General features: G+C 67.5%; 20 protein-coding genes. 8 read left to right on the top strand and 12 right to left on the bottom strand.

Annotated features, from left to right (window positions below; translation table 11 throughout):
* Positions 1-188 precede the first annotated feature (188 nt).
* The 5 genes from ABZ420_RS16975 to ABZ420_RS16955 form a co-directional block, all read right to left on the bottom strand.
* Positions 189-812: a hypothetical protein gene (locus ABZ420_RS16975; protein ID WP_357123164.1), complete on the bottom strand. Its 624-nt coding sequence runs from the start codon at positions 810-812 to the stop codon at positions 189-191.
* Positions 809-1,456: a hypothetical protein gene (locus ABZ420_RS16970; RefSeq protein WP_357123161.1), complete on the bottom strand. Its 648-nt coding sequence runs from the start codon at positions 1,454-1,456 to the stop codon at positions 809-811. Before ABZ420_RS16970 ends, ABZ420_RS16975 begins: the two co-directional genes overlap by 4 nt.
* Before the next feature lie 7 nt (positions 1,457-1,463).
* Entirely contained in the window at positions 1,464-2,729 is a 1,266-nt protein-coding gene (locus ABZ420_RS16965) for a hypothetical protein (RefSeq protein ID WP_357123158.1), read from the bottom strand.
* Entirely contained in the window at positions 2,726-3,073 is a 348-nt protein-coding gene (locus tag ABZ420_RS16960; protein WP_357123155.1) for a hypothetical protein, read from the bottom strand. The genes ABZ420_RS16965 and ABZ420_RS16960 overlap by 4 nt, the downstream gene beginning before the upstream one ends.
* Before the next feature lie 110 nt (positions 3,074-3,183).
* The gene (locus tag ABZ420_RS16955; protein WP_357123152.1) at positions 3,184-4,119 is read right to left on the bottom strand and encodes an AraC family transcriptional regulator; all 936 of its coding nucleotides are present in this window, start codon (positions 4,117-4,119) and stop codon (positions 3,184-3,186) included.
* 216 nt (positions 4,120-4,335) lie between these two features.
* On the opposite strand from ABZ420_RS16955, the gene ABZ420_RS16950 reads away from it, so the two are divergent.
* Positions 4,336-5,163 carry an alpha/beta fold hydrolase gene (locus ABZ420_RS16950; protein ID WP_357123149.1) on the top strand — a complete coding sequence of 276 codons (828 nt, stop codon included), beginning with the start codon at positions 4,336-4,338 and terminating at the stop codon, positions 5,161-5,163.
* On the opposite strand, the gene ABZ420_RS16945 is transcribed toward ABZ420_RS16950, so the two are convergent.
* Positions 5,164-5,619: a GtrA family protein gene (locus ABZ420_RS16945; RefSeq protein ID WP_245548774.1), complete on the bottom strand. Its 456-nt coding sequence runs from the start codon at positions 5,617-5,619 to the stop codon at positions 5,164-5,166.
* A 118-nt stretch (positions 5,620-5,737) separates the two neighbouring features.
* Here ABZ420_RS16945 and ABZ420_RS16940 point away from each other — a divergent pair, with 118 nt between their 5' ends.
* The 5 genes from ABZ420_RS16940 to ABZ420_RS16920 all read left to right on the top strand — a co-directional run bounded on the left by ABZ420_RS16940 (position 5,738) and on the right by ABZ420_RS16920 (position 15,506).
* A complete protein-coding gene (locus ABZ420_RS16940) occupies positions 5,738-7,225 on the top strand; it encodes an FAD-binding oxidoreductase (RefSeq protein ID WP_245660056.1) in 1,488 nt (495 codons plus the stop codon).
* A complete protein-coding gene (locus ABZ420_RS16935; protein ID WP_040864261.1) occupies positions 7,222-7,983 on the top strand; it encodes a decaprenylphospho-beta-D-erythro-pentofuranosid-2-ulose 2-reductase in 762 nt (253 codons plus the stop codon). The genes ABZ420_RS16940 and ABZ420_RS16935 overlap by 4 nt, the downstream gene beginning before the upstream one ends.
* Before the next feature lie 210 nt (positions 7,984-8,193).
* Positions 8,194-10,149, top strand: coding sequence for a galactan 5-O-arabinofuranosyltransferase (locus ABZ420_RS16930; RefSeq protein WP_357123349.1), 1,956 nt, complete (start codon positions 8,194-8,196; stop codon positions 10,147-10,149).
* Positions 10,150-10,263: 114 nt separating this feature from the next.
* Positions 10,264-12,147 (top strand): DUF6541 family protein, encoded by a 1,884-nt coding sequence (locus ABZ420_RS16925; RefSeq protein ID WP_357123146.1) that lies wholly within the window; start codon positions 10,264-10,266, stop codon positions 12,145-12,147.
* 11 nt (positions 12,148-12,158) lie between these two features.
* On the top strand, positions 12,159-15,506 hold the full coding sequence (locus tag ABZ420_RS16920; RefSeq protein WP_357123143.1) for an arabinosyltransferase domain-containing protein: 3,348 nt from the start codon (positions 12,159-12,161) through the stop codon (positions 15,504-15,506).
* Between the two features lie 183 nt (positions 15,507-15,689).
* Here ABZ420_RS16920 and ABZ420_RS16915 read toward each other — a convergent pair whose 3' ends face one another.
* From ABZ420_RS16915 to ABZ420_RS16905, 3 genes are all read right to left on the bottom strand, one after another.
* The gene (locus ABZ420_RS16915; protein WP_357123140.1) at positions 15,690-16,103 is read right to left on the bottom strand and encodes a hypothetical protein; all 414 of its coding nucleotides are present in this window, start codon (positions 16,101-16,103) and stop codon (positions 15,690-15,692) included.
* A 29-nt stretch (positions 16,104-16,132) separates the two neighbouring features.
* Positions 16,133-16,669 (bottom strand): hypothetical protein, encoded by a 537-nt coding sequence (locus ABZ420_RS16910; protein ID WP_357123137.1) that lies wholly within the window; start codon positions 16,667-16,669, stop codon positions 16,133-16,135.
* Positions 16,670-16,738: 69 nt separating this feature from the next.
* On the bottom strand, positions 16,739-17,671 hold the full coding sequence (locus ABZ420_RS16905; RefSeq protein ID WP_357123134.1) for an NADP-dependent oxidoreductase: 933 nt from the start codon (positions 17,669-17,671) through the stop codon (positions 16,739-16,741).
* Between the two features lie 99 nt (positions 17,672-17,770).
* On the opposite strand from ABZ420_RS16905, the gene ABZ420_RS16900 reads away from it, so the two are divergent.
* Together ABZ420_RS16900 and ABZ420_RS16895 are read left to right on the top strand one after the other, a co-directional pair.
* A complete protein-coding gene (locus tag ABZ420_RS16900) occupies positions 17,771-18,169 on the top strand; it encodes a helix-turn-helix domain-containing protein (RefSeq protein ID WP_357123131.1) in 399 nt (132 codons plus the stop codon).
* 89 nt (positions 18,170-18,258) lie between these two features.
* The gene (locus tag ABZ420_RS16895) at positions 18,259-18,417 is read left to right on the top strand and encodes a hypothetical protein (protein WP_168434190.1); all 159 of its coding nucleotides are present in this window, start codon (positions 18,259-18,261) and stop codon (positions 18,415-18,417) included.
* A 157-nt stretch (positions 18,418-18,574) separates the two neighbouring features.
* Here the strand turns inward: ABZ420_RS16895 and ABZ420_RS16890 are convergent, their stop codons facing one another.
* From ABZ420_RS16890 to ABZ420_RS16880, 3 genes are all read right to left on the bottom strand, one after another.
* Entirely contained in the window at positions 18,575-18,991 is a 417-nt protein-coding gene (locus ABZ420_RS16890) for a type II toxin-antitoxin system VapC family toxin (RefSeq protein ID WP_357123128.1), read from the bottom strand.
* Positions 18,988-19,203, bottom strand: coding sequence for a type II toxin-antitoxin system CcdA family antitoxin (locus ABZ420_RS16885; protein WP_357123125.1), 216 nt, complete (start codon positions 19,201-19,203; stop codon positions 18,988-18,990). Before ABZ420_RS16885 ends, ABZ420_RS16890 begins: the two co-directional genes overlap by 4 nt.
* Positions 19,204-19,330: 127 nt before the next feature.
* Entirely contained in the window at positions 19,331-22,645 is a 3,315-nt protein-coding gene (locus tag ABZ420_RS16880) for an arabinosyltransferase domain-containing protein (protein ID WP_357123346.1), read from the bottom strand.
* Between the last annotated feature and the right edge of the window lie 20 nt (positions 22,646-22,665).

The following is a 22,665-nucleotide window of genomic DNA, read 5'->3' as shown; positions in this document are numbered from 1 at the left end:
GGTATGCCCATCAAGCGCACGGGATGTCTCGATCGGAGCCTCCTCGTCTCGACGACCGTCCCAACGCCCGATCCGCGCTCGGCGATGTCCGCATCCGCACTCTACCGGCGGTCGGCCCTCGGTACCGCAGGGCCGGACGTGAGCGGCAATAACTCGGAGGCGACCGTCATCTAATTGGAGACACGCGTTCAGTCGGCCGCATGACGTCCGCCGGCCGAGGGATCGCTCTGCCGTTCCTGGAAGGTGAATCGTGGCGCTGTGTGCACGCGCGACACGTACGCGTAGCGCATGTCCCGGCCACCGGGGCGGGAGACGACACCGTACTTCGATGGATCCCCGGCGAACCACACCTCTCGGGTGTTGTGGTTGACCAGCTTGCCTCGATCCCATGCCCAGGTGCTCAGGATGAGAGTCGAGACGATCTCGCCGCTCTGGCCGAGCAGGTCGATCCATTCATACTTCCCCGCGGAGATATAGCGAATCGGCCAGATCGTCCAAGGATGTCTGAAGAGGGCCTTGCGCCTGCGGCGGTTGATCCACACGAAGACACTGCCGAACATGGTGCCGAAGACGAAGAACAACGCCACGGGCTGAATCGCTACTTTGCCGAGTTTCGCCATGCCGTGCACACCTGGGTGATTGAACTCGTTGATCATCACAACGGTCAATGGACCGCATGCCAAGGCGCTCAACAGAAGGGGCCAGCGCAGTGCCCAGTTGCGGGACAACGCGGCTCGCGTCGGTGCCCACTTCGCCGCCGCGCCCTGTGGCGGCGGTGTGTGGCTCAGTTCAGCGTTGCTATCGGTATTCACAAGTCCAGACTCGATCCACCGGAGGGCGACGCCACGAACTCGAGAGAGGCTGCCATCGCGAACAACATCGCGGCGAACTCCGGACCCTGCTCGACCGAGGTCGTCGCGACTTCGATTGCCGCCACGGTCGCGCCATCGGAAGAAGGAATCAGCGCCTCCATCTGAAATGCGGAGCCGTCCTCAGCTGCTTCCGGAACAGCGGGTAAGTCGGGCGCGGGGTAATGACAGACAGCTTCGGCGAACAGCACGGGACGCGTGCCGATTTCCACTGGCTCGAGCCGCCAGGAAAATTCTTCGCGTAGTTTCGCCTGGCCCAGATCGAGAATCACCAATCGCGGATTTCGGGGTTCGCCGGCATCAATGCACGACACTGTCAGCCAGGAGGTAACCGACTGGCCCGCACTTCCGCGATGCACGCCGATTCCGCAATACACGGCACTCCGCGCGGCCAGCGCGCCGAGAAGGTACTCGAGCGTACCGAGAGCTGCGGGCACGCTATCCCGAAGCGAGCCGGTCATCGATTGCAGCAAGACCGGCTCCGCGGCTCCAATCGCCGAATCAATACCTGTCAGCGGTAACTCGTGATAGCCAGAGGGTATCTGCACCGAGATGGCTTGACGTGGAATACCTGGTCGTTTGGGCATATTGGTGTCAGCCTCCGAAAATGCCGCTCAGCGCTGTGCCAGCAAGTGTGCTGATGGCGCCTTCACCGCGCTTGAGGACGGTCAGCGCAACCGCCGGGTCGGCGACGCTGTGCGCGCCTTCGACGCCGGTGAATTGCAGCAACCGGTTGACTCCGTTGGTAGCTCCTGTCCTCGACAGGAGCTCCGTGACGTTTCCGACATTGTGGTCGGTCATGACCTTGTTGACGAGCCCGGGGTTGTGGGCAGCCTCGGACCAGGCCCGGGCCATACCCTCGAATCGGCCGACGTCGCCAACAGCGTCGCCGAGCAATGCCACCTTGCTGACCTTCCCCAGCGCACCTACTCCGGGAATCAGACCCAACGCATCACCGGAGATGTTCAACCCGGCGCTGAGACGCTCGCTGAGGCTTCCGTGCAAGAGATCGTCGCGCATTTCGCTGTCGGTGAGATCCAGCCCCAACGCGCCCGCGCCCGCAACAAGGGCGACGCCCAGAGCGATTGCGTCGACCGGCGGCGGAGTGATGACCGCGAGCAGGCCGGCGATGGCCGCCGTGTTGGACAAAATCGTGTGGAGAAGTTCACGGTTCTCGTCGATCCACTCACCAACGGCTTTCACGGCGTCGGCGATTCGATCCCAGATGCTCTTGTCCGGCGGGCTCGGCGCGAAATCCTTCGCCGCGGCGTCCAACGCCGCGGCGATGCGGCCCGCGAGGGCGCTGTGGGTGCTTTCGAGATCGCGTGCGCGGCCGATGATCGCGTCTATTTTCCCTTGCCAGTCGTCGACGGCGGCCACCGCCGCGTTGACCTTGGCAGTGGCATTGTTCAGCCGCGTTTGCGCGGCACGCAACTCGTCCGGATCGCTGAACTGCACGTTCGCCAAGCCCAGGTCGGGATTGGATCGAGCTTGTTGCAGCGCGCTCACCGCCTGCGTGTGTTGAGCGCGCGCGTCGGCCGCTTCCTGCTCCAGTCCCTTCGCCGTGTCGTGGTAGCCGACCAGGTTGGTGTGCCACTCGCCCAGCAGATCGACGGCTCGCTCCAGCGATTGCTGGGCGTATCCCAGATCGCTCGCCAAGGTGGCGTCGAAGTTCGTTCGAAATGCGTTGCCCGCGTCGCCTTTCCACACGTCATCGCTGTCCACCAGGCGATTCAGCAGGCTTCTGGTTTCCGTCACACCTTGTCGAGCGGTGTCGATCTCGCCCCGCAGGCTCGCCACCTCATCCGGCGTCCCGGGGACCGGATTGAATCCGAGGTTCGGGTAGGGGTTGACGCTCATCGGACGATGCCCGGCTGGTCGCCGTTGTCGGGCGCTTGCCCACTGACCGGATTCTCCCCTTGCCCGAGTGCCTTCGCGAAGGAGTTGTCGAGGGAGAGGTAGGCGTCATGACATTTCGACACGCCCTCAGCGGTAGTGGTGGCGGCCTCACAGATGCGCTCGATCCCGAAACGCCACCGCCGCTGGAAGCTGTCGGCCGCATCGTTGAGGGCCGGCGTGCCTATGTCGCCGTGTCCGCCCTTCGCGAGGGCTTTCATCGCATCGTCCAAAACCTGGCCGGCCTCACGAAGCGACTGCACCGTCTTGGCCAGAACGTCGATATCGACCTGCAAATACCCTGCCATCGCGCCCCCTTCTCCGCCGAAGAATCGTGTGGCCGTTGGGGTTCAGGTGTACGGCGCCGTGCTCGATCCCGCCCCGTGTGCCGACGAACACCGTATCCGATGACCTTCGCTCAGCGCGGTCGTACTTCCTGCGGAGTCACCCCGAACCGCGCCTTGAACGCGGCTCCGAAGGCGCTGAGCGAGCGGAAACCGCTGGCGTACGCGATGTCGGCGACGGTGCGGTCGCGTGGGGCTTCGCGGAGGCGGCGGTGCGCGCGGTCGAGGCGTTCGGCGCGGATCAGGTCGCTCGGTGTCGTACCGGTGTGATGTAAGGCCAGTTGGATCTGGCGCAGTGACCAGCCGAGGCTTCGCGCGATCGCGGTGGGCGTCAGGCTCGGGTCGTCGGCGTGGCGGCGGACGTGATCGCGGACCGCGGTGTCCACGGTGGCCAGTACGGTGGGCATCGCGTCGCGGCGGCGCAGGCAGAGGCCGAGTAGATCGACGATCGTGTCACAGGCGGAGGCGAACTCGGGACCGTCGACGGCCGCGCGCTGCTTGCCGAGTTCGGTGATCATGCCTGTGACAACCGATCCCAGTCCTTCCCGCAGGTCGATCAGTGCGGGTCCCGCCCCGAGTTCGAGGGGCAGCGCGCCCGCCGGGACGTTCAACACCCAGCCGCGCGCGGCCATGGGCTGGCGGAATTCCACAGGACGGGTCTTGGTGACCACCGCGCCGTGCCCCGGGACTACCTGGGCGGTGATGTCGTCCTGCCGAAGACGCAATGCGCCCGCTACCGGGATCATCACCCGCAGGCTCTCATCGCCGTCGTGCCGGATGTCCGCACGGGTTCTGGCGTAGACGATGCTGTCGGACCAGAAATCGATCAGCTGATAGCCCGCGTATCGCTGCACGGCCGTAGCGCCACGGAACGACGCCGGACTGGCGAAGCGGCACTGCAACGTGCCCTGGTTACGACAGACGTGCTCGGCCCAGAAGTCGGCCGACTCGCGGGGCGGGACTGCGCCGGTATCGACTCGTTCCACCCGATATGGCTCGGTGATCGACACGAGCATCCTCCAGACCGGCGTGCGCGCTTCCGTCGGACCCGTGCACGGATCAGGTCGAGCGCGCATGGGTCCAGGCCTAACGTGGGAGTCCGATCGTACAGATCACAGCCCAGAACATCGGCGCGTCAAAGCCGGCGGCGGGACCCGTTCGACGTAGCGGGAAGACGACCCGGCCGGGCACCGGCCCGCCGCTCACCGCGAGGAATGAGCACTGTCATGGACCGCAGGCATATCCACATACAGACTCGGCTCGGGTTGCTGCACGTCGTGCTGACCGGCGGCGGCCATCCGATCGTGATGTGGCCGAGCCTTCTGATGGACGCCGCCCTCTGGGACGCCCAGGTGGCGCACTTCGCACGGAATTTCCTGACCATCGCGGTGGACCCGCCCGGCCACGGCGGGTCCAGTCGTCTCGAGCGCCCCTTCACCTTCGACGAGTGCGCGGGCTGTGTGGTCGACATCCTCGATCAGCTCGGATTACCTCGGACGCATTTCATCGGGAACTCCTGGGGCGCGATGATCGGCGGCACCCTCGCCGCCGAATTCCCTGATCGCGTCGAGTCCGCCGTTCTGATGAACGGCACGGCGTCATCGGCACCGCTCGGTCAGCGGCTGCAGTACCGGACGCTGCTGATGGCGATCCGGATTCTGGGCGGGATTCGCCCACCGCTCACCGGATCGGTGGTTCGCGCGTTTCTCGGTCCGACAACCGAACGCACCCGCCCGCAGGTGGTCCGGCAGGTCGTCGACGTGGCGCGTCGCAATGATCCGGCATCGGTCGCGCACGCCGTGCGATCGGTGGTGATCGACCGGCCGGACCAACGAAGCCGGTTCGCCTCGATCACCTGTCCCACACTGATCGTCGGAGGCCGCGAGGATCGCACGTTCCCCGTGCCCGAACTCGAGATCATGGCGAAGTCCATCCCCGGCGCGGAACTCGTGGTCGTCGACGGAGCCGCGCACCTCGCGGCAGCGGAGATCCCCGACGAAGTGAACCGATTGGTCGAGACCTTTCTGACCCACCGCGGCGCGACGAGCGAATAGTCAGCGGATCTTGAAGATCACCAAGCGCTGGACGACGAAGTTGATGACGGTCGCGGTGCCCTGGGCGATGACGAAGGCCAGCGGCTGGCGCCACCACTCGCCTGGGAGGGTGAAGTAGAACAGGTTGTTGATGCCGACCTGCACCGCGAAGGTCACCGCGTAGAGCGCGACGACCGCGAGGAAGCGGACGCGGCTGGGCGGGGCCTGGAAGGTCCAGCGGCGATTGATCAGGTAGGCGGTTGTGGTGCCCGCCACGAAACTGATCGACTTGGCGACGATGACCGGCAGGCCCACCAGGTTGAGCAGCAGGCTGTAGAGCCCGTAGTCGACGACGGCCGAGAACCCGCCGGTGAGGGTGAACCGGATGATCTGCGTCTTGAGGTCGACATCGCTGCCGCCGGGCTCGTCGACCAGCGGCAACTCCGCCGGAAGCGGCAGGTGGGGTTCGGCTTGCACGCCGACGAGCGTAGCGTCGAACCGGCGATGACCGGGATTCGGCGTTGATCCGAGGTGTGCGCCACTACCGATGGGTAGAGCGACCCCGTTCCTATCTGGCGTCATACCTGTAGCCTCTATGCCGATGTCCACGAAAGCTCCGACCGCCACCAAGACAACCGGGAACGACAAGGGCGCCGGCGTCACGAACGACGGCCCCGCTGCGGGGAACGCGTTCGACCTTCCGACGCGCACCCGCACGTTGACCGGGTGGGGTCGCACCGCACCCACCTCTTCCGAAGTGCTCTCGACCAGCGATCCCGAACTGATCGCCAAGGCAGTCGCCATGGTCGCCGAGGACAACGACGGCAAGCCGGCCCACCTGCGGCGCGGCGTGATCGCCCGCGGTCTCGGCCGCTCCTACGGCGACCACGCGCAGAACGCGGGCGGCCTGGTCGTCGACATGACCGCGCTGAACAACATCCATCGGATCGACCGCGACACCCGCATCGTGGACGTGGACGGCGGCGTCAGCCTGGACCAGCTCATGAAGGCCGCGCTGCCGTTCGGGCTCTGGGTGCCGGTGCTGCCCGGCACCCGCCAGGTGACGATCGGGGGCGCGATCGCCTCCGACATCCACGGCAAGAACCACCACAGCGAGGGCAGCTTCGGCAATCACGTGCGCTCGATCGATCTGCTCACCGCCGACGGGCAGGTGCAGCACATCACGCCGAAGCGCAACGCCAAGCTGTTCTGGGCGACCGTCGGCGGCAACGGGCTCACCGGCATCATCCTGCGCGCGACCATCGAGATGGTGCCCACGGAGACCGCCTACTTCCTCAACGACGGCGTGAAGACCACGACGCTCGACGAGACCATCGCCGCGCACAGCGACGGCAGCGAGGCGAACTACACCTACTCGAGCGCCTGGTTCGACGTGATCAGCCCGCTGCCCAAGCTGGGCCGCGCCACGATCACCCGGGGCAGGCTGGCCAAGCTCGACGAGCTGCCCAAGCGGCTGCGCAGCAAGCCGCTGAAGTTCGACGCGCCGCAGCTGATGACCGTTCCGGACATCTTCCCGAACTGGACGATGAACAAGGTCACGCTGATGTCCATCGGCGAGGCGTACTACCGGATGGGCGGCAACTACACCGGCAAGGTGCAGAATCTGACGCAGTTCTATCACCCGCTGGACATGATCGCGGAGTGGAACCGCGGCTACGGCTCCAACGGCTTCCTCCAGTACCAGTTCGTGGTGCCCACCGAGGCGGTCGAGGAATTCAAGCGGATCATCATCGACATCCAGGCGTCCGGGCACTACTCGGCGCTGAACGTGTTCAAGCTGTTCGGCCCGGGCAACCAGGCCCCGCTGAGCTTCCCGATGCCGGGCTGGAACATCTGCGTCGACTTCCCGATCAAGCCGGGCCTCAACGAGCTGGTCGGCGAACTGGACCGGCGGGTGCTCGAGTTCGGCGGGCGGCTGTACACCGCGAAGGACTCGCGGACCACCGCCGAGACCTTCCACAAGATGTATCCCCGGATCGACGAGTGGATCAAGGTCCGCCGCAGCGTCGACCCCACAGGCGTGTTCATGTCCGATATGGCGAGAAGGCTGGAGCTGCAGTGATCAATGCCGTTGGCAACCCGCAGTCGATTCTGCTGCTGGGTGGCACCTCGGAGATCGGCTTGGCAATCTGCGCGGAGTACCTGAAGAAGGGACCCGCGCGCATCACCCTCGCGGCGCTGCCCGGTGATCCGCTGCGGGAGGGCGCGGTCGCCCAGATGAAGGCCGCGGGCGCGAGCCAGGTCGACGTCATCGACTTCGACGCGCTCGACACCGAGAGCCACCCCAAGGTGATCGACGCCGCGTGGGACGCGGGTGACGTGGACGTCGCGATCGTCGCCTTCGCCCTCGACGGAGATCCCGAGGAGCTGTGGCAGAACCAGAGCAAGGCCGTGCGGGTCGCCCAGATCAACTACACCGCCTCGGTCTCCGTCGGCGTGCTGGTGGGCGAGAAGATGAAGGCGCAGGGCTTCGGCCGGATCATCGCGATGTCGTCGGTGGCCGGTGAGCGGGTGCGGCGCTCGAACTTCGTCTACGGGTCGACCAAAGCCGGCCTGGACGGCTTCTACCTCGGGCTCGGCGAAGCACTGCGGCCGCACGGCCCGCGCGTGCTGGTGATCCGGCCCGGCATGGTGCGCACCAAGTTCTCGGCGCACGTCAAAGAGGCTCCGCTCACCGTGGACAAGGAAGATGTCGCGGCGCTGGCGGTCGCGGCCTCGCAGCGGGGGAAGGAACTGGTCTGGGCGCCGGGCGGCTTCCGCTACGTGATGATGGTGCTGCGGCACGTCCCGCGCGCGATCTTCCGCAGACTGCCGATCTGACCCTCGGCGAACGAACTCGGTGCCCGCGTGATCGGTGATCGCGCGGGCACCTATCGTCTGACGGAGTGGACCCTGTGAACCCGGAGGCGCCATGCGAGTAATCCAGTGCGACGAGCGCGGAGCGGTCCGTTGAGCACGGTGACCGCAACGGACGAAGCGCCGCCGCGGCCCGCCGATCCGGCCCCGGCGCCGGGGCGGAGGTCGCTCGCGATGCGGCAGATCGTCTCGGGCGCCGGTGAGGCCGCGCTCGCCGCGGTCGTCGCCGCGGTGGTGGCCGCCGTCGGACTCGTCGCGTTCTCGCTGGTGCAGTGGCCCGCCTTCAACGCATCGAACGTGACGCGGGCGCTGACCACGGTCGGGCAGGTCGCCGCCGCGGTCATGCTCGCGGTCGCGATCGCGCTGCTGCGGCTGCGCAAGTGGCCCTTGCTCGCGAAACCGCTGTCCTGGATCGGTCTTTCGACGTTCGTCACGTTCACCCTCGGCATGCCGCTGGCGGCGACGAAGCTGTATCTGTTCGGCGTCTCGGTGGATCAGGAGTTCCGCACCGAGTTCCTCACGCGGCTCACCGATTCCGCCGCGCTGCGCGATATGACGTACGCGGATCTGCCGTCCTTCTACCCGGCGGGCTGGTTCTGGATCGGCGGGCGGGTCGCGAATCTGCTCGGGATGGACGGCTGGGAGGTGTTCAAGCCGTACGCGATCGGCTTCCTCGCGGTGGCCGCCGTCGTCGCGCTGGTGCTGTGGTCGAAGCTGATCCGCGCGGATTGGGCAGTGGGCGTCGCTGCGGCGAGCACGGCGGTCACCCTGGCCTACGCCGCGCCCGAGGCGTACAGCGCCGTCATCGTGCTGCTGCTTCCGCCCGCCCTGGTGCTCGCTTGGGGGGCACTGTATCGACCCCTCGAGGACGTGAAGGCGGACGACACCGAGCATCGCACCGCCGGTGGGTGGGGCGCGGTCGCCGGTACCGGATTGTTCCTGGGCTGGGCGGCCACGTTCTACACCCTCTACTTCCTCGTGGCCGCCTTCGCGGTCGCTCTGATGGGGCTGCTGGCGGCCTTCCTGGCGGTGCGCGCGCGGCGCGGCGCCGACCAGCCGCGTCGCGCTCGCGTGACGACGGCCTCGGCGCGCCGCCCTTGGCGCGCGGCGGTGCCGCCGCTGACGCGGCTGGTGGTGATCGCGGCGATCGCCGGACTGATCGCGCTCGTCGTGTGGGCCCCGTACCTGGCGAAGGCGCTGCGCGGCACGACCGCGAGTTCCGGAACCGCCCTGCACTACCTGCCGGAGGCGGGAGCCGAGCTGCCCCTGCCGATGTTCCAGTTCTCGCTGCTCGGAGCGCTGTGCCTGATCGGCACCATATGGCTGGTGCTGCGCGGGGCGTCGTCGCGCAGGGCGCAGGCGCTGGGTATCGGGGTGGCGGCGATCTACCTGTGGACGCTGCTGTCCATGGTGGCGACCGCCGCGGGCACCACGCTGCTGTCGTTCCGGCTGGAGCCGGTGCTGCTGGTGTTGCTGTCGGTCGCCGGCGCGTTCGGGTTCGTGGAGGGCGCGCGGGCGATCTACCAGGCTTTGAACGAGCCCGCCCGGTTCCGGCTGGTGGCGATCGTCGTCGCGACGATCGGCGCGCTGGCCTTCGCTCAGGACATCCCGCATGTGCTGACCGCCGAGATCACCACCGCCTACACCGACACCGACGGTGACGGAAACCGGGCCGACCAGCGACCCGCCTCAGCGGTTGCGCGCTACCGCGAGGTGGACCAGGCACTCATCGCGCAGACCGGGCGACCGCGCTCGGACACGGTGGTGCTCACCGCCGACACGAGCTTCCTTTCCTTCTACCCCTACTTCGGCTTCCAGGCGCTCACCTCGCACTACGCCAATCCGCTCGCCGATTTCGCAGCGCGCGGGGCCACCATCAAGCGCTGGAGCGAACTGAAGACGTCGCAGGAGTTGCTCGACGCGATGGCGGCGAGCCCGTGGCGCGCGCCGGACGCGTTCCTGTTCCGGCGCAGCGGCGACAGCTACACCTTGCGGCTGGCCGAGGACGTCTACCCGAACGACCCGAACGTGGCGCGTTACCCGGTGAGCTTCCCCAAGGAACTGTTCGCCGACTCGCGTTTCACCAGCACGGACATCGGCCCGTTCACGCTGGTCACCGTCCGCCGCTGACCGAAGCGGCGAAATCGCCACGGTTGAACTCGCGCGAAGTGGATACCCCTCCCGTTTGTCGGTCCACGCACAGCGTGGTTGGTATGGAGGGCGCTGTCGAGGAGTGATGCGCAGGTGACACGTGCACAAGACGTCGAAACCGGCGCGGAGACGGAATCGGCGGAGGTCGCGGTCGCGACGGAAGCGACAGCGGCCGGAGTGCTCACCAGTCCCGCGCGAACCCGGCTCCCCCGCCTCCGGGCCGGTGGCGCCGATCTGCTCGTCGGTCTCGGCTACCTGGCACTGGCCGCGGCGGTGCTGTCGGGTCAGTGGCGCGACACCGACAGCGGATACCTGATCAAGAGCGGTCAGGACCAGACGATGTGGGAGTGGTTCTTCGCCGTCACCGCACACTCGGTTGCCAACTCGCAGAACCCGCTCGGCACCGACCTGCAAAACTTTCCGGCCGGGGTGAACATGATGGCCAATACGGCCATGTTCGGCGTCGGCGTGCCGCTGACGCCGGTCACCTTGCTCTTCGGGCCCACCGTCACGTTCGTGCTCGTGCTCACCATCGGCCTCGCCGGTACGGCGTTCGCCTGGTATCACCTGTTCTCCCGCGAACTCGTCCGATCCCGGGTCGCCGCGGTGATCGGCGGCCTGTTCTGCGGTTTCGCGCCCGGGATGATCTCGCACGCCAACGCGCACCCGAATTTCGTCGTGCTGCTGCTGCTTCCGATCATCGCGGGCCTGCTGATCCGGATGACGCGGCGAGCAGCGCAGCCGCGCCCGCGGGTGCGCGATGCCGTCATCCTGGGCCTTCTGGTCGCGATGCAGATCGCGCTCGGCGAGGAACCGCTGCTGATCTTCGCACTCGCCTTCGGCTTGTTCGCGCTCGTCTACTACCTGCATGCGCCACGCGCCGGGCTGCGCGTGGCGCGGATGATCGCCCCCACCCTCGTGCTGAGCGCGGTGATCACCCTGGCGCTCGCCGAGATCCCGCTGTGGTGGCAGTTCTTCGGCCCGCAGAGCTATCGCTCGATCGACCACGGCCCGATGGGCAACGATCTCGAAGCGCTGGTGCAGTTCCCGTCCGAGTCGCTGGGTGGCGTGTTCGCTCCCGGCCAGAACGTGGCGATCAACCCGACCGAGCAGAACGCGTACTTCGGCTGGCCGCTGCTGCTCCTCGTGGTATTCACCGTGGGCCTGCTGTGGCGCGACCGGGTGGTGCGGGCCGCGGCCGTGGTGATCGCGGTCTTCGGAGTGCTGTCGCTGGGCGCGGTCGCCACGATCGGCAAGCGGCCGACCGGCATCGCACTGCCGTGGCGCTGGGCCGAACAGGTCCCGCTGCTGAACACGGTGCTGGAGAGCAGGCTCAGCATGGCCGCGATCCCGGCCATCGCGATCGTGCTCGCACTGGCCAGCGAGCGGGCGGTGCGGACCTGGACGCTATCGGCGGTGGACTGGAAGCCGCTCGCGTGGTTCGGCGCTCTCGCCTGCGCGCTGCTGCCGTTGATCCCGACAATCCTGCCGGTGGTCGAACGGACGCCGACGCCGGATTTCTTCGCCGACGGCACCGTACGCCGCTATGTCGGCGACGGATCGGTGGTTCTGGTACCCCCGCCCCGGCCACCCGACGCGCGGGGGCTGCGCTGGCAGGCCGACGCCGATTTCAGCTTCCCGCTCGCGGGAGGTTACTTCGTCGGCCCGACCGGTATGACCAAGAAGGGGATCTACGGCCCCGAGGCCCGTCCGACCACCGCCCTGCTGGTGCAGGCGCAGGACACCGGGGTGGTCCCGCGGATCGACGCCGACGTGCGCGCCCGCGCGCTGGATGATCTGCGGTTCTGGCGCGCCGACGTCCTGGTGCTGCCCGCGACGAGGAACGGCGAGGTACTGCGCGAGACGGTCACGCAGCTGCTCGGATTCACACCGACGCGCGTCGAGGACGTCTGGCTGTGGGACGTTCATACGCTGCGTGCGTCGGGGGCAGTCGGAATCACACCGGACGGTAGCTAGCATCAACCACCGTGCGACCGGACCGATCTTCTCGAGCGTTCACCCGTATCCGCTTGATCGCCCTCCTCTCCGGGCTTCTCGGATTCCTGCTGGCGTTGCTGACCCCGATCCTGCCGGTGCGGCAGGATCGGGCGAGCGTGGACTGGCCCCAGCCGGGCGCCGCGAGCGTGGCGGCGCCGCTGGTGTCCTACGAACCGCTGCGGTTGCGCGCGACGCTGCCCTGCTCGCTGGTGAGCGAGCTCGGAGCGGGCGGCACCGTGCTGTCCACCGTCCCGGTGGCCTCCGGCCAGGCGGCGACCAAAGGGCTGGTGGTCTCGGTCGCCGACGGCGTCCTCTCGGCGGTGCTGCGGGACATCCCGCTGCTGTCCGCGCCGCTGTCGGAGGTCGGGTCCTGCGCGACGATCGGCATCGAGTCGAACGCCGCCGCGACGACCCTCGAACTCACCGGCGTCACCCGTCAGGACGGCACGCCGTTTCGGACCACGATCGGCCGGGACGTGCGGCCGCAGCTGGTCGGCATGTTCACCGACCTGGATGCCGGTCGGCTCGCCGGAGCGCAGGTGCACGCGGACATCGACTCGCGTTTCTCCTCCACACCGACGCCGCTGAAGCTGGCCGCCATGCTCGCCGCCGCTGTGTTCACGCTGATCGCACTCGTCGCACTGCATCTGCTGGACACCACCGACGGGCGCAGAGCGCGGCGGTTCCTGCCCGCGCACTGGTGGCGGGTCACCCCGGCGGACGGCGTCGTGCTGGGCATCCTGGCGCTGTGGCACGTCATCGGGGCGAACACCTCCGACGACGGCTACATCCTGAACATGGCCCGAGCCTCCGAGCACGCGGGCTACATGGCGAACTACTACCGCTGGTTCGCGGTCCCCGAGGCTCCGTTCGGCTGGTCCTACGAGGTGCTGGCCTGGATGGCCCGGATCTCCGACGCGAGCCTGTGGATGCGACTGCCCACCTTGCTCGCGGGGGTCGTCTGCTGGCTGGTGATCAGCCGTGAGGTGCTGCCCCGCCTCGGCGCCCGGGCGCGCCGCAACAAGGTGGCGCTGTGGACGGCCGGGTTGGTGTTCCTCGCGTTCTGGCTGCCCTACGACAACGGACTGCGCCCCGAACCGCTGATCGCGGCGGGGGCGCTGCTCACCTGGTGCTCGATCGAACGCGCCATCGCGACCGGCCGGTTGCTGCCCGCGGCGGTGGCCGTGCTGATCGCCGCGTTCTCCCTTGCGGCGGGCCCGACCGGTCTGATCTGCATCGCGGCGCTGATCGCCGGGTCGCGACCGGTGCTGCTGATCATCATCAAGCGTGCGCGCGGTGTGATCCCGGTCCGCACCGGACCCGACGCGGACGCGGCCGCCGCGGGTTCCGCCGAAGCCGCGGCAGCGGTGAACGCTCCCGGGACCGTGCGCAAGACCTCCCGGGCAGCGACGGTCTTCCGGTTCGCCGCGCTGCTCGCCCCCGGCCTGGCGGCGGGCACGCTGGTGCTGGTGGTGATCTTCGCCGACCAGACGCTGTCGACGGTGCTGGAAGCCACCCGGGTCCGCACGATCGTCGGCCCGAACGTCGCGTGGTTCGACGAGCGCACCCGCTGGGATTCGCTGCTCATGCTCTCGCCGGACGGTTCACTGGCGCGGCGGTTCGGCGTGCTGGTGATGCTGCTGTGCCTGCTGGTGTGTGTGCTGCAAGTGCTGCGCAAGGGCCGGATTCCGGGCACCTCGCGCGGTCCTTCGGTGCGCATTCTCGGCATCGTGTTCGCGTCGCTGTTCTTGATGATGTTCACCCCCACCAAGTGGACGCACCACTTCGGCGTGTATGCCGGACTGGCCGGATCGTTGGCCGCGCTCGCGGCTGTCGCGGTGGGCACCACCGGCATTCGCTCTCCGCGCAACCGGGCGCTGTTCGCCGCCGCCGTGTTGTTCCTGCTCGCCGTAACCTTCACCGGCTCCAACGGGTGGTGGTACGTGTCCAGCTACGGTGTCCCGTGGTGGGACAAGGCGCCGCTGATCGCGGGCAAGGGACTGTCCACGTTGTTCCTCGGACTCAGCGGCGTCGCGTTGCTGATCGCCATCTGGCTGCACTACCGGGAACCGTATCGGCGCGAGCGGGCGACGGCGCCACGGCGTTTCGACCGGTGGGCGTCGGCGCCGCTGACCGTAGCCGCCGCGCTGCTGGTGGTGTTCGAGATCGCCTCGCTCGCCAAGGCCGCGGCCACGCAGTACCCCGCGTACTCGATCACCAAGTCGAACGTGGAGTCGGTCGGCGGGGATTCGTGCGCGCTGGCCAACGAGGTGCTGGTGGAGACCGACACCGCCGATTCGCTGCTGCAGCCCTTCACCGGATCGCTCGCGGACGGATCGGCCGCGCAGAACAAGGGTTTCACTCCGAACGGGGTGGCGAGCGACCTCACCGCCGACGCCGAGGAGACGGTCTCCGGCGGAGCGAACTCGGTGGACAAGGATTCCGAGAACAAGACCAGCAAGACCACCGGCGCCGGCACCGGAGGCGGCACCACCGCGCAGGCGGGCATCAACGGCAGTACCGTCGCGCTGCCGTTCGGCCTGGACGCGGCGAAGACCCCGGTGCTGGGCAGCTACCAGGAGGGCGAGCAGCAGCAGGCGAAGCTGACCACCCAGTGGTACCGGCTCGATCTGACCGACAGCATGCGCCACGACCCGGCCTACCAGGTGCTCGCGATCACCGCGGCGGGCCGGATCCGGTCGGTGGACGCGGACGGCGTGCTCACCTACGGACAGGAACTGCACCTGGAGTACGGCGTCCGCGGAGCGGACGGCGAGGTGCGCACACTCGGCTCGATCGATCCACTGGACATCGGCCCCGCGCCGTCCTGGCGAAACCTGCGGGTGCCGCTGGATCGACTGCCGGGGGAAGTGAACGCGGTGCGTCTGGTCGCGATCGACAACGACATCACGCCCAAGCAGTGGCTGGCCGTCACCCCGCCCCGGCTGCCCAAGCTGGCCACGCTGAATTCCGTGGTCGGCTCGGTTGATCCGGTGCTGCTCGACTGGCACGTCGGCCTGGCCTTCCCGTGCCAGCGGCCGTTCGACCACAAGGACGGCGTCGGCGAGATCCCGCGGTGGCGCATCCTGCCCGACCGGGTGGGCTCCGACGCCTCCAACGCCTGGCAGGACGACATCGGCGGCGGCCCCCTCGGCTGGACCGGCTTGCTGCTGAAGTCCCAAACCGTCCCCGCCTACCTCGACCACGACTGGGCCCGCGACTGGGGCTCCCTCGAGAAATTCAGTCTCTACGCCCCCGACGCCAGCCCCGCCACCATCCACATCTCTCCCCGAACCCGCACCGGCCTCGACACCGACGACCCCATCCGCATCCGCTGAACCCTGTGGGGCGCACACAGAGATGTGCGCCCCACAGGAGTATCGATCATAGGGTCGGCATCGAAAGCGATTATCAAGGCAATCACCGCCCTCAACTCGTTTCGAGCGAAATTCCTACCGAGCCACCCGCTGTCAATTATTGGCGGAAAAGCCCGTCCGAGCGCAGTGGAAAGAATGCTGGGATCATCCAGCCGCCCGCCGCCAGCCTTCGATCACGAAATCGACGTATTCATGACCGGGCACCCTCGAGCTCAGCACACCATTCGCGAAGTTCAGAGTGTACCGAATCACCGGCTTACCGAAGGGCTCTATTGGTACCGACAGCGAAATCCCGGATTCTATGACCGACCGCAATATCTCACAAATATCGGACAGGTCGAATGGATCGTCTCGGGGGGCAATGAACGACAGATTCAAGCCGAGGTCTACCCGCACTCCATCATCTACTTTCGTCAAGATCATAGACGAGCCCGAGCCACCATAGGGAGTCGCAGCGATCACGTCCGATCCTGCGTCGAAAAGGAATCGGCCTAATGCTCCATATTCTTTCGACAGCCATGAATGCAGATCCGGCATCACCCTATCGAAATCGCTCACAAGCTTTCCTTCCCACCTTCATCAGCGAATCAGCAAGTCACCGTCGATCGTGGCCCGAATCCATTCTGATAGTTCTTTGTCGTTTTACCGCCTACGGTGATGTGGCCCTCCGCCACCCCGATGTACTCTCCTGCGACACAGGGAGTTCCGTTCTGCGACATCACAGTATACTTCTTCCCCGCCGTCGGTGAGTGCACAGTTCTCTGTGCGATACTGTTTTCCACCCGGACCCACTCCGGACCATCGACTTTCACATAGTAGATGAAGACGTCTGCACGTTCGACGTCACCCTCGCAGATGAGCGTTCCCTTCACATCCATGAGTCCGGGAGAGCCTTTGGATGGGTGCACGTTGTGGACTTTGACTTCGCAGCTCCCGACACCAGCATTTGCGACACCCGATCCAGCACCGAGAATCCATCCGGTGGACATGACCAGTACAACTGTTGCCAAAAGCCTTGACTGTGATTTCGACAGATTATGTCTCGAAAGCATTATTCCCCCAATCGAACACAGCCCGAAGCGCTGCTTGATTTCGAGGTTACGTATAAGGTTCCCTGCGGTCAAGGTCGAAAAAGTGATGCCACCGCGACCAGCAATCCGCGAGCGGCACTAGACGCCACTCGCGGATCGAGATCAGGGGATGAGGACCAACCGCCCACGAATGCCGCCTGTCGCCAGACGGTGCTGAGCGATATCGACGGAAGTGAGGGGGAGCGTCCCCGCTACGCGGAGGGTGAGTTCGCCCGCGTCGACGTGGGCGACCAGTTGGTCGAGTTGTGCGCGGTCGGCGCGGACCAGGACCGTGCGGACCTCGGTTCCGCGCAACGGGATCGGGGTGTTCGGGACGCTGATGGACACGAACCGCCCGCCGCCGCGCACCGCCGCGAGCGTCGTGGGGCCGAGTGCGGCCGCGTCGAGGGCGGCGTCCACTCCGCCGGGGACGAGGGCGCGGACGGCATCCGGAAGGGAGGCCTGGCGCGGCACGAAATCGGTGGCGCCCAACGCGCGGACCGTGTCCTCGTCTGCTGGCGAGGCCGATGCGATCACCCGCACGCCCCTCGCGGCGGCGAGTTCGACGGCGAAGCCGCCGACCGCGCCCGCCGCGCCGGTCACCAGCAGCGTGTCGGTGGAGGTGAGATCCAGCGCGTCGAGTGCCTGGATGGCGGTGAGGCCGTTCAGCGGGATGGTGGCCGCTTGCACCGGAGGCACGGAAACCGGAGCGGGCGCGACGTTTCCGGCCTCCAGGACCACATAGTCGGCCTGCGCGCCGAGCGAGACGTCGAGCCGGTCGCTGATGCCGATCACCGCCTGCCCCACCGTGAACCCGGTGACGCCCGCGCCGAGCGCGTCCACCGTGCCCGCGACGTCCCAGCCGACGCCCCATCGGTCGCGCGGCGCGGCGAACGGCGTGCCGCCCACGCCCGCACGCACCATCAGGTCGACCGGATTCACCGTCGCCGCCGCGACCGCGATCCGGATCGCGCCCGGACCCGGTTGCGGCGTCGGCACTTCCACGATCTCCACCTCGGCTTCCGGTCCCGGCTGGTGAACCACTACTGCGCGCATGGCGTTCCTTTCTCTCGGCTGTCGACCAACTTACGAGGCGCTACTATCTGCTGGGTAGTAGTTACCCGAGAGTGCGTTAGTGGCGGCGAGGTATCCCCGATGACGACGAAGACCGCGGCGCAGCGCCGTGAACTGGCCAAACAGCATTACGACGCGTATATCGCCGAGTGTCCGACCCGGCAGCTGCTGGACCGGATCAGCGACAAATGGGTTAGCCTCGTGCTCGCTGCGCTCGCCGAGGGCCCTTTGCGCTACGCCGAACTGAACCGGATCATCGCGGGCGTGAGCCCCAAGATGCTCACCCAGACGCTGCGCGGACTGGAGCGCGACGGCTTGGTGAAGCGGCGGATCACCGCCGAAGTGCCGGTCCGCGTCGACTACGAACTCACCCCGCTCGGGCACAGCCTTCAGCCGGTCATGAGCGCCGTCAAAGCCTGGGCGGAGGCGCGCATGGACGACGTCATCGCCGCGCGGACACGCTACGACGGCAATCGGTAAATAAACCGGTTGTCCGGTCTGAAAACGTGCTCCCACCTGTGGCTAAACATCGCAGGACGAATCGGGTCGATGGCCTTAATCTGATTGCCATGACAACGGCATTCGATGAAATGGATCTGCGCGATCTTGTCGGACTGCTCAGCGAAGAGGAACAACGGGAGCTGCGGCCTGCGGTGCTGCGCGTGCTCGGCCGCCTCCCTTCGCAAGAGGTGCTCCGGCGCGAGCTCGGTCTTCGACTGAAGGTCTGAGCGCCCGGTTCGCACCGGCGAAATACGGCAGGGCCGCCGCGCAGGGTTCACCTGCGCGGCGGCCCTGTCTTCGGGTATCTATCCCGTAGCCAGCTCGCCGAAAGCGACATCGACGGGTATCGGCACGTCACAGCGATGCCAATACTCTCGACCTTGCCTATTCGCGCTGCTCGGCCACAGCGCGGATCTCCTCGGCGCAGGACGCCGCTCGAGCCAGACGTCCGTCCGTGGTGATCAGCGGCATGTCCAGCTGTTCGGCGAGTTCGACATAGAGAGCATCGGTCAGCCTGATAGCGGCACGCCGAGCCCAAGCCCCCTTGGTGAGGTTCATCAGTGGATGGCGGGTCAGTGGGGCGCGAGCGAGACGGCTCAGCGCGGTCTCGACTTCGGCATCGGTCAGATCGCCGGCACGGTTCAGTCGCCCCAGCGCGGACAGCACTTCGGCGTCGAAGTGCGCCGGGACGTGCATGACCGTCGTCGTGATCCGCGCGGTCACAGCGGCCGTGCGATCGTTGCGCATGAGTATGTCGACCATCGCGCTGGCGTCCAGCACAATCTGTTCGGTTTCGGTCACTGGCCGAACTCATCCCGCGCCGAATCAACAGCGGCGATGATGACCTCGTGTGAGACCTCAGGCCGGTCGTCGAACTCGGCCAACCATGCCGAGGTGGCGGTCTTTTCGAGTTCCGCGAGGATCGCGGCCTGAGTGAGCGCGGACACATTCAGCCCACGTTCCCGGGCGCGTTCAGCCAGTTCGTCGGGCACATAGACATTGAGCCGAGTCATACGCCAAATATACACACTTGTGTGTGTATAGATCGCTGAGGATGTCGCCGAGTTGTCCATGACACCAGAAGGCCGTCGCACAGGGGTTCTGCGCGACGGCCCGTTGGCCGGGATCACCCGAAACGGATCAGAAGACCCGCAAACTACCCGGCGACCAGAACCCGGAACGAGTGGTCGTACCGGTCTCCAGCTTCGCAGGGACGGCGTTGCGGTCGTACTGGTCGTAGCGCTCCAGCGAGCCCCAGTCGCGCGCCCAGTCGTCCTTCAGGTAGGTGGGCACGGTGACCGACTTGGCCAGCATCTGGGAGAAGCCGAGCGGGCCGCCGAATTCCTCGGCCTGCCAGGTGTTCGTCGAGCTGATGGCCAGCGGGCGGTCCGGCAGGATGCGGTAGCCGGGCACCTCGGCCACGCCGTTCTCGTGGTCGAACGGACGCTGGCACGGGAACTGCAGGCCCACCGCCCAGTCCAGCAGGATCGGCTGCTGGGAGCCCAGCAGGCTGTTGAGCGTCTGCAACTTCGGCATCCGCGGCGGCGTGAACGCCAGCCACTGGTCCCCGATCAGGATCGGGTCGTTGGCGACGATGCGCACCGCGTCGGCGTCGGGCGCGATCTCGTCCAACGGCACCCGCAGGTTGCGCCAGGACGGGAACGGGCCGATGTCGCGCGGCAGATAGGTGCCGAGCTTCTGCACGCTGCCGTCGGGCAGGTGCTTGCCGTAGTCGACGGTCAGCGATTGGCCGTACTTCATCGAGCCGGTGTCGTCGAATGAGAGGATGCGACCGGCGGCCGAGATCACCACCAGCGGCCTGTCCGCCGAACGAGCGGGCAGCCCGTACCAGCTCGAGGTGACGTTCGCAGGCTGCTGCACACCGTTCTGGTAGCTGCCGAGGATCGGCGTGGTGGCCGGGTCCAGACCGAACGGGAGGGCGACGGTGGAGCCGTTGACGCCGAGCGCGCCCTGACCGCCGCCGGTGCCCGCGCTCTGCCCCTCCGCGAACGCCGCGCCGACCGACTGCGTGGAGGTGTTGCCGGTGCCCGGCTTCACCTCGACACTGTCGGCGGACAGATCGTTGGGCACGCCGTTCGGAGCGAAGCCGACCGGATCGACGCCGGCCAGCGGATCGGCCGGATCGGTCGGCGGATGCGCCGGATCGATGATCGGCGCGAGCCTGCCGCCGTTCGGGTCCGGCTCGACCAGCACGTCGTTGGCCAGACCGCAGGTGCTGCCGCCGAGCGCGTCGAAGTTCGACCGCGCCAGCGAGTACGCCGGATACTGCGCGACCGCGCCCTTGACCAGCGAGAGCACCTCGAGCGCGACCATCAGCGCGGCGACCACGGTCAGCGGGATCGCGGCGAACCGGCGGATCCGCCTGCCGCGCGCCGTCTTCGCCGACGGCTGCGGCGCGGTGTAGTCCTCCCGCAGCGCGTACCAGCCGACCAGCGCCAGTGCCAGGCCGAACAGCATGAGCATGACCGTGTTGGACTGGTAACCGTGCAGCGAGATGCGCTTGTCGAACCAGGGCACGCCGAAGCTGGACACGTACCAGTAGCCGTTGATGCCGGAGAACGCGATCGCGAGCACGAACAGCAATCCCGCCAGGAAGATCGCCCGGTTCTTGCGGGCCCGCAGGGCGCTCGCCGAGACCGCGACGGCGGTGACCGCCGCCAGCGAGCCCGCGATGCCCGCGTACGCGCCGAAGTGGTGAGTCCACTTGGTCGGGTTGAACATCATGAAGAAGATCGTTCCGAAGACCACGCCCATCAGCCGCCAGGTCGGCCCGCTCGCGATACCCGGCACCTGCCTGCGCCGCAGCAGCACGAGCATCGTGGTGAACAGGCACAGCAGCATCACCAGGAAGGCGAAGCGGCGCGACAGCGAACCGTCGACGGTCTCCACGAACAGGTAGTAGTAGCGCAGGTAGTCCTCATACCAGGCCAGGTTCGGCCCGGTCACCTGGCGCACCCGGTTGGCCTCCTGGATGCCCGCGAAGGTCTGGTCGCTGTAGACCACGGTGAGCACGAGAACGCCCGCCGCGGCGATCGGCGCGAGCAACGGGAGCGTCGAGCCCCACCGCCCGGCGCCCAGCGCGGCGAAGTGCCGGTGCTTGCGCACCACGATGCGCACCATCGGACGGATACCGGCCAGCAGCGCCGCTACGCACATCAGTCCGGTCGGCGCGGCCGCCAGGGTGAACGCGGCCACCAGAATGGCCACCGCGGCGGGCAGCAACCGTCCGGTCGCGATAGCCCGCTCGATCGACACCCAGGTCAGCAGCGCGCCGAGCGCGACGACCGGCTCGGAGCGCAATCCGTTGTCGAACGGCAGCCAGAACGCCAGGAACACCAGTCCGCCGGTCCACAGCGCCACCTTGCTGGTGCGCACACCGCGGCCGAGGCGGGGCACCACCTCGCGGCTGATCACCAGCCAGCAGAGGATCGCGCAGGCCAGGGCCGGCAACCGCACCCAGGGGCTGGCCGTGGAGATCTCCGAGAAGACCTGGATCACGTAGTAGTACCAGCCGAACGGCGCCTCCGGCACGCCGTACCAGCGGAAGTAGTTGGCCATGTAGCCCGCGTGCGGCGCCACCCGCACCATGCTGAGGATGTAGCCGTCGTCGGAAGTGTTGGCGCCGGCGAAATGCCACAGCAGCAGCGTGCCGATCACCGCGCCGTCCGCCCAGGTCGGCTTCAGCCAGTTCGCCGGAAGGAACCGGCGGTGCCCGCGCCCGTCACTGCTGTCCAGCCGGGCCAGCGCCGCCAGGGCGATCAGCGTGCACAGCACCGCCGCGATCATCGCGATCAGCTTGATCGCGGTCGGGCTGGACGAGAAACGGGTGTCCACCGTCATGTCGAACGACAACCCCGCGGGCGCCGCGCCCTTGAGGTCGGAGAACACACCCACCACCTGAGGCCGCAGATCGCCGCCGAGCTGCCCCTCCACCGGCACGGTGACCAGCTCGGTCGTGCCGGGCGCCGCACCCTCGACCGGCCGCTCCACCTGCTTGGTGAGCCCGGCGAACGCCGCGTAGGTGCGCTCGCTGTCCGAGCTGATGGTCAGCGACGTGCACTCGCCCATGCGGCTGCGGTCGGCCGACACCACCACAGCGTTGCGATCGATCACGTCGACCGAGGTCTCCGAGACCCGCACGAACATCGCCTCCAGCGCGGCCCGGTCGCCCTGCGGCGGCGCGGTGGCCAGCAGCATGCCGCCCCGCTCGGGCAGCTGGGCGATGGTCTCGCACGGGATCGTCGCCTTCAGGTCGATCGGGACCTGCGACATCAGCGGCGCCTGCACGTTGCCGAGCGTCCCGCTCTGCGGCCAATTCAGCACCGCGGTCGTCTGGGTGACCGGCAAGAACGGAGTCGCCAGCGCGAACAGCGCGCCGAGCAGACCGGCGAGCAATGCGATGAGCCGAGCGGTCCGGAAATCGTTCGGGGTCACCGCAGGGGCGGCGGGGGGTT

Source organism: Nocardia sp. NPDC005745, from assembly GCF_040630775.1.
In the GTDB taxonomy this organism is placed as follows: Bacteria; Actinomycetota; Actinomycetes; order Mycobacteriales; family Mycobacteriaceae; genus Nocardia.
Note: the sequence above shows the minus strand (reverse complement) of the source record. Positions and strands in the feature narration are given on the sequence as shown.

Excerpts from the sequence above, each read along its gene's own strand:
- ABZ420_RS16970 (WP_357123161.1), bottom strand. The coding sequence starts at position 1,456 with ATGCCCAAACGACCAGGTATTCCACGTCAAGCCATCTCGGTGCAGATA.
- ABZ420_RS16965 (WP_357123158.1), bottom strand. The coding sequence starts at position 2,729 with ATGAGCGTCAACCCCTACCCGAACCTCGGATTCAATCCGGTCCCCGGG.
- ABZ420_RS16960 (WP_357123155.1), bottom strand. The coding sequence starts at position 3,073 with ATGGCAGGGTATTTGCAGGTCGATATCGACGTTCTGGCCAAGACGGTG.
- ABZ420_RS16950 (WP_357123149.1), top strand. The coding sequence starts at position 4,336 with ATGGACCGCAGGCATATCCACATACAGACTCGGCTCGGGTTGCTGCAC.
- ABZ420_RS16940 (WP_245660056.1), top strand. The coding sequence starts at position 5,738 with ATGCCGATGTCCACGAAAGCTCCGACCGCCACCAAGACAACCGGGAAC.
- ABZ420_RS16930 (WP_357123349.1), top strand. The coding sequence starts at position 8,194 with ATGCGGCAGATCGTCTCGGGCGCCGGTGAGGCCGCGCTCGCCGCGGTC.
- ABZ420_RS16905 (WP_357123134.1), bottom strand. The coding sequence starts at position 17,671 with ATGCGCGCAGTAGTGGTTCACCAGCCGGGACCGGAAGCCGAGGTGGAG.
- ABZ420_RS16900 (WP_357123131.1), top strand. The coding sequence starts at position 17,771 with ATGACGACGAAGACCGCGGCGCAGCGCCGTGAACTGGCCAAACAGCAT.
- ABZ420_RS16895 (WP_168434190.1), top strand. The coding sequence starts at position 18,259 with ATGACAACGGCATTCGATGAAATGGATCTGCGCGATCTTGTCGGACTG.
- ABZ420_RS16885 (WP_357123125.1), bottom strand. The coding sequence starts at position 19,203 with ATGACTCGGCTCAATGTCTATGTGCCCGACGAACTGGCTGAACGCGCC.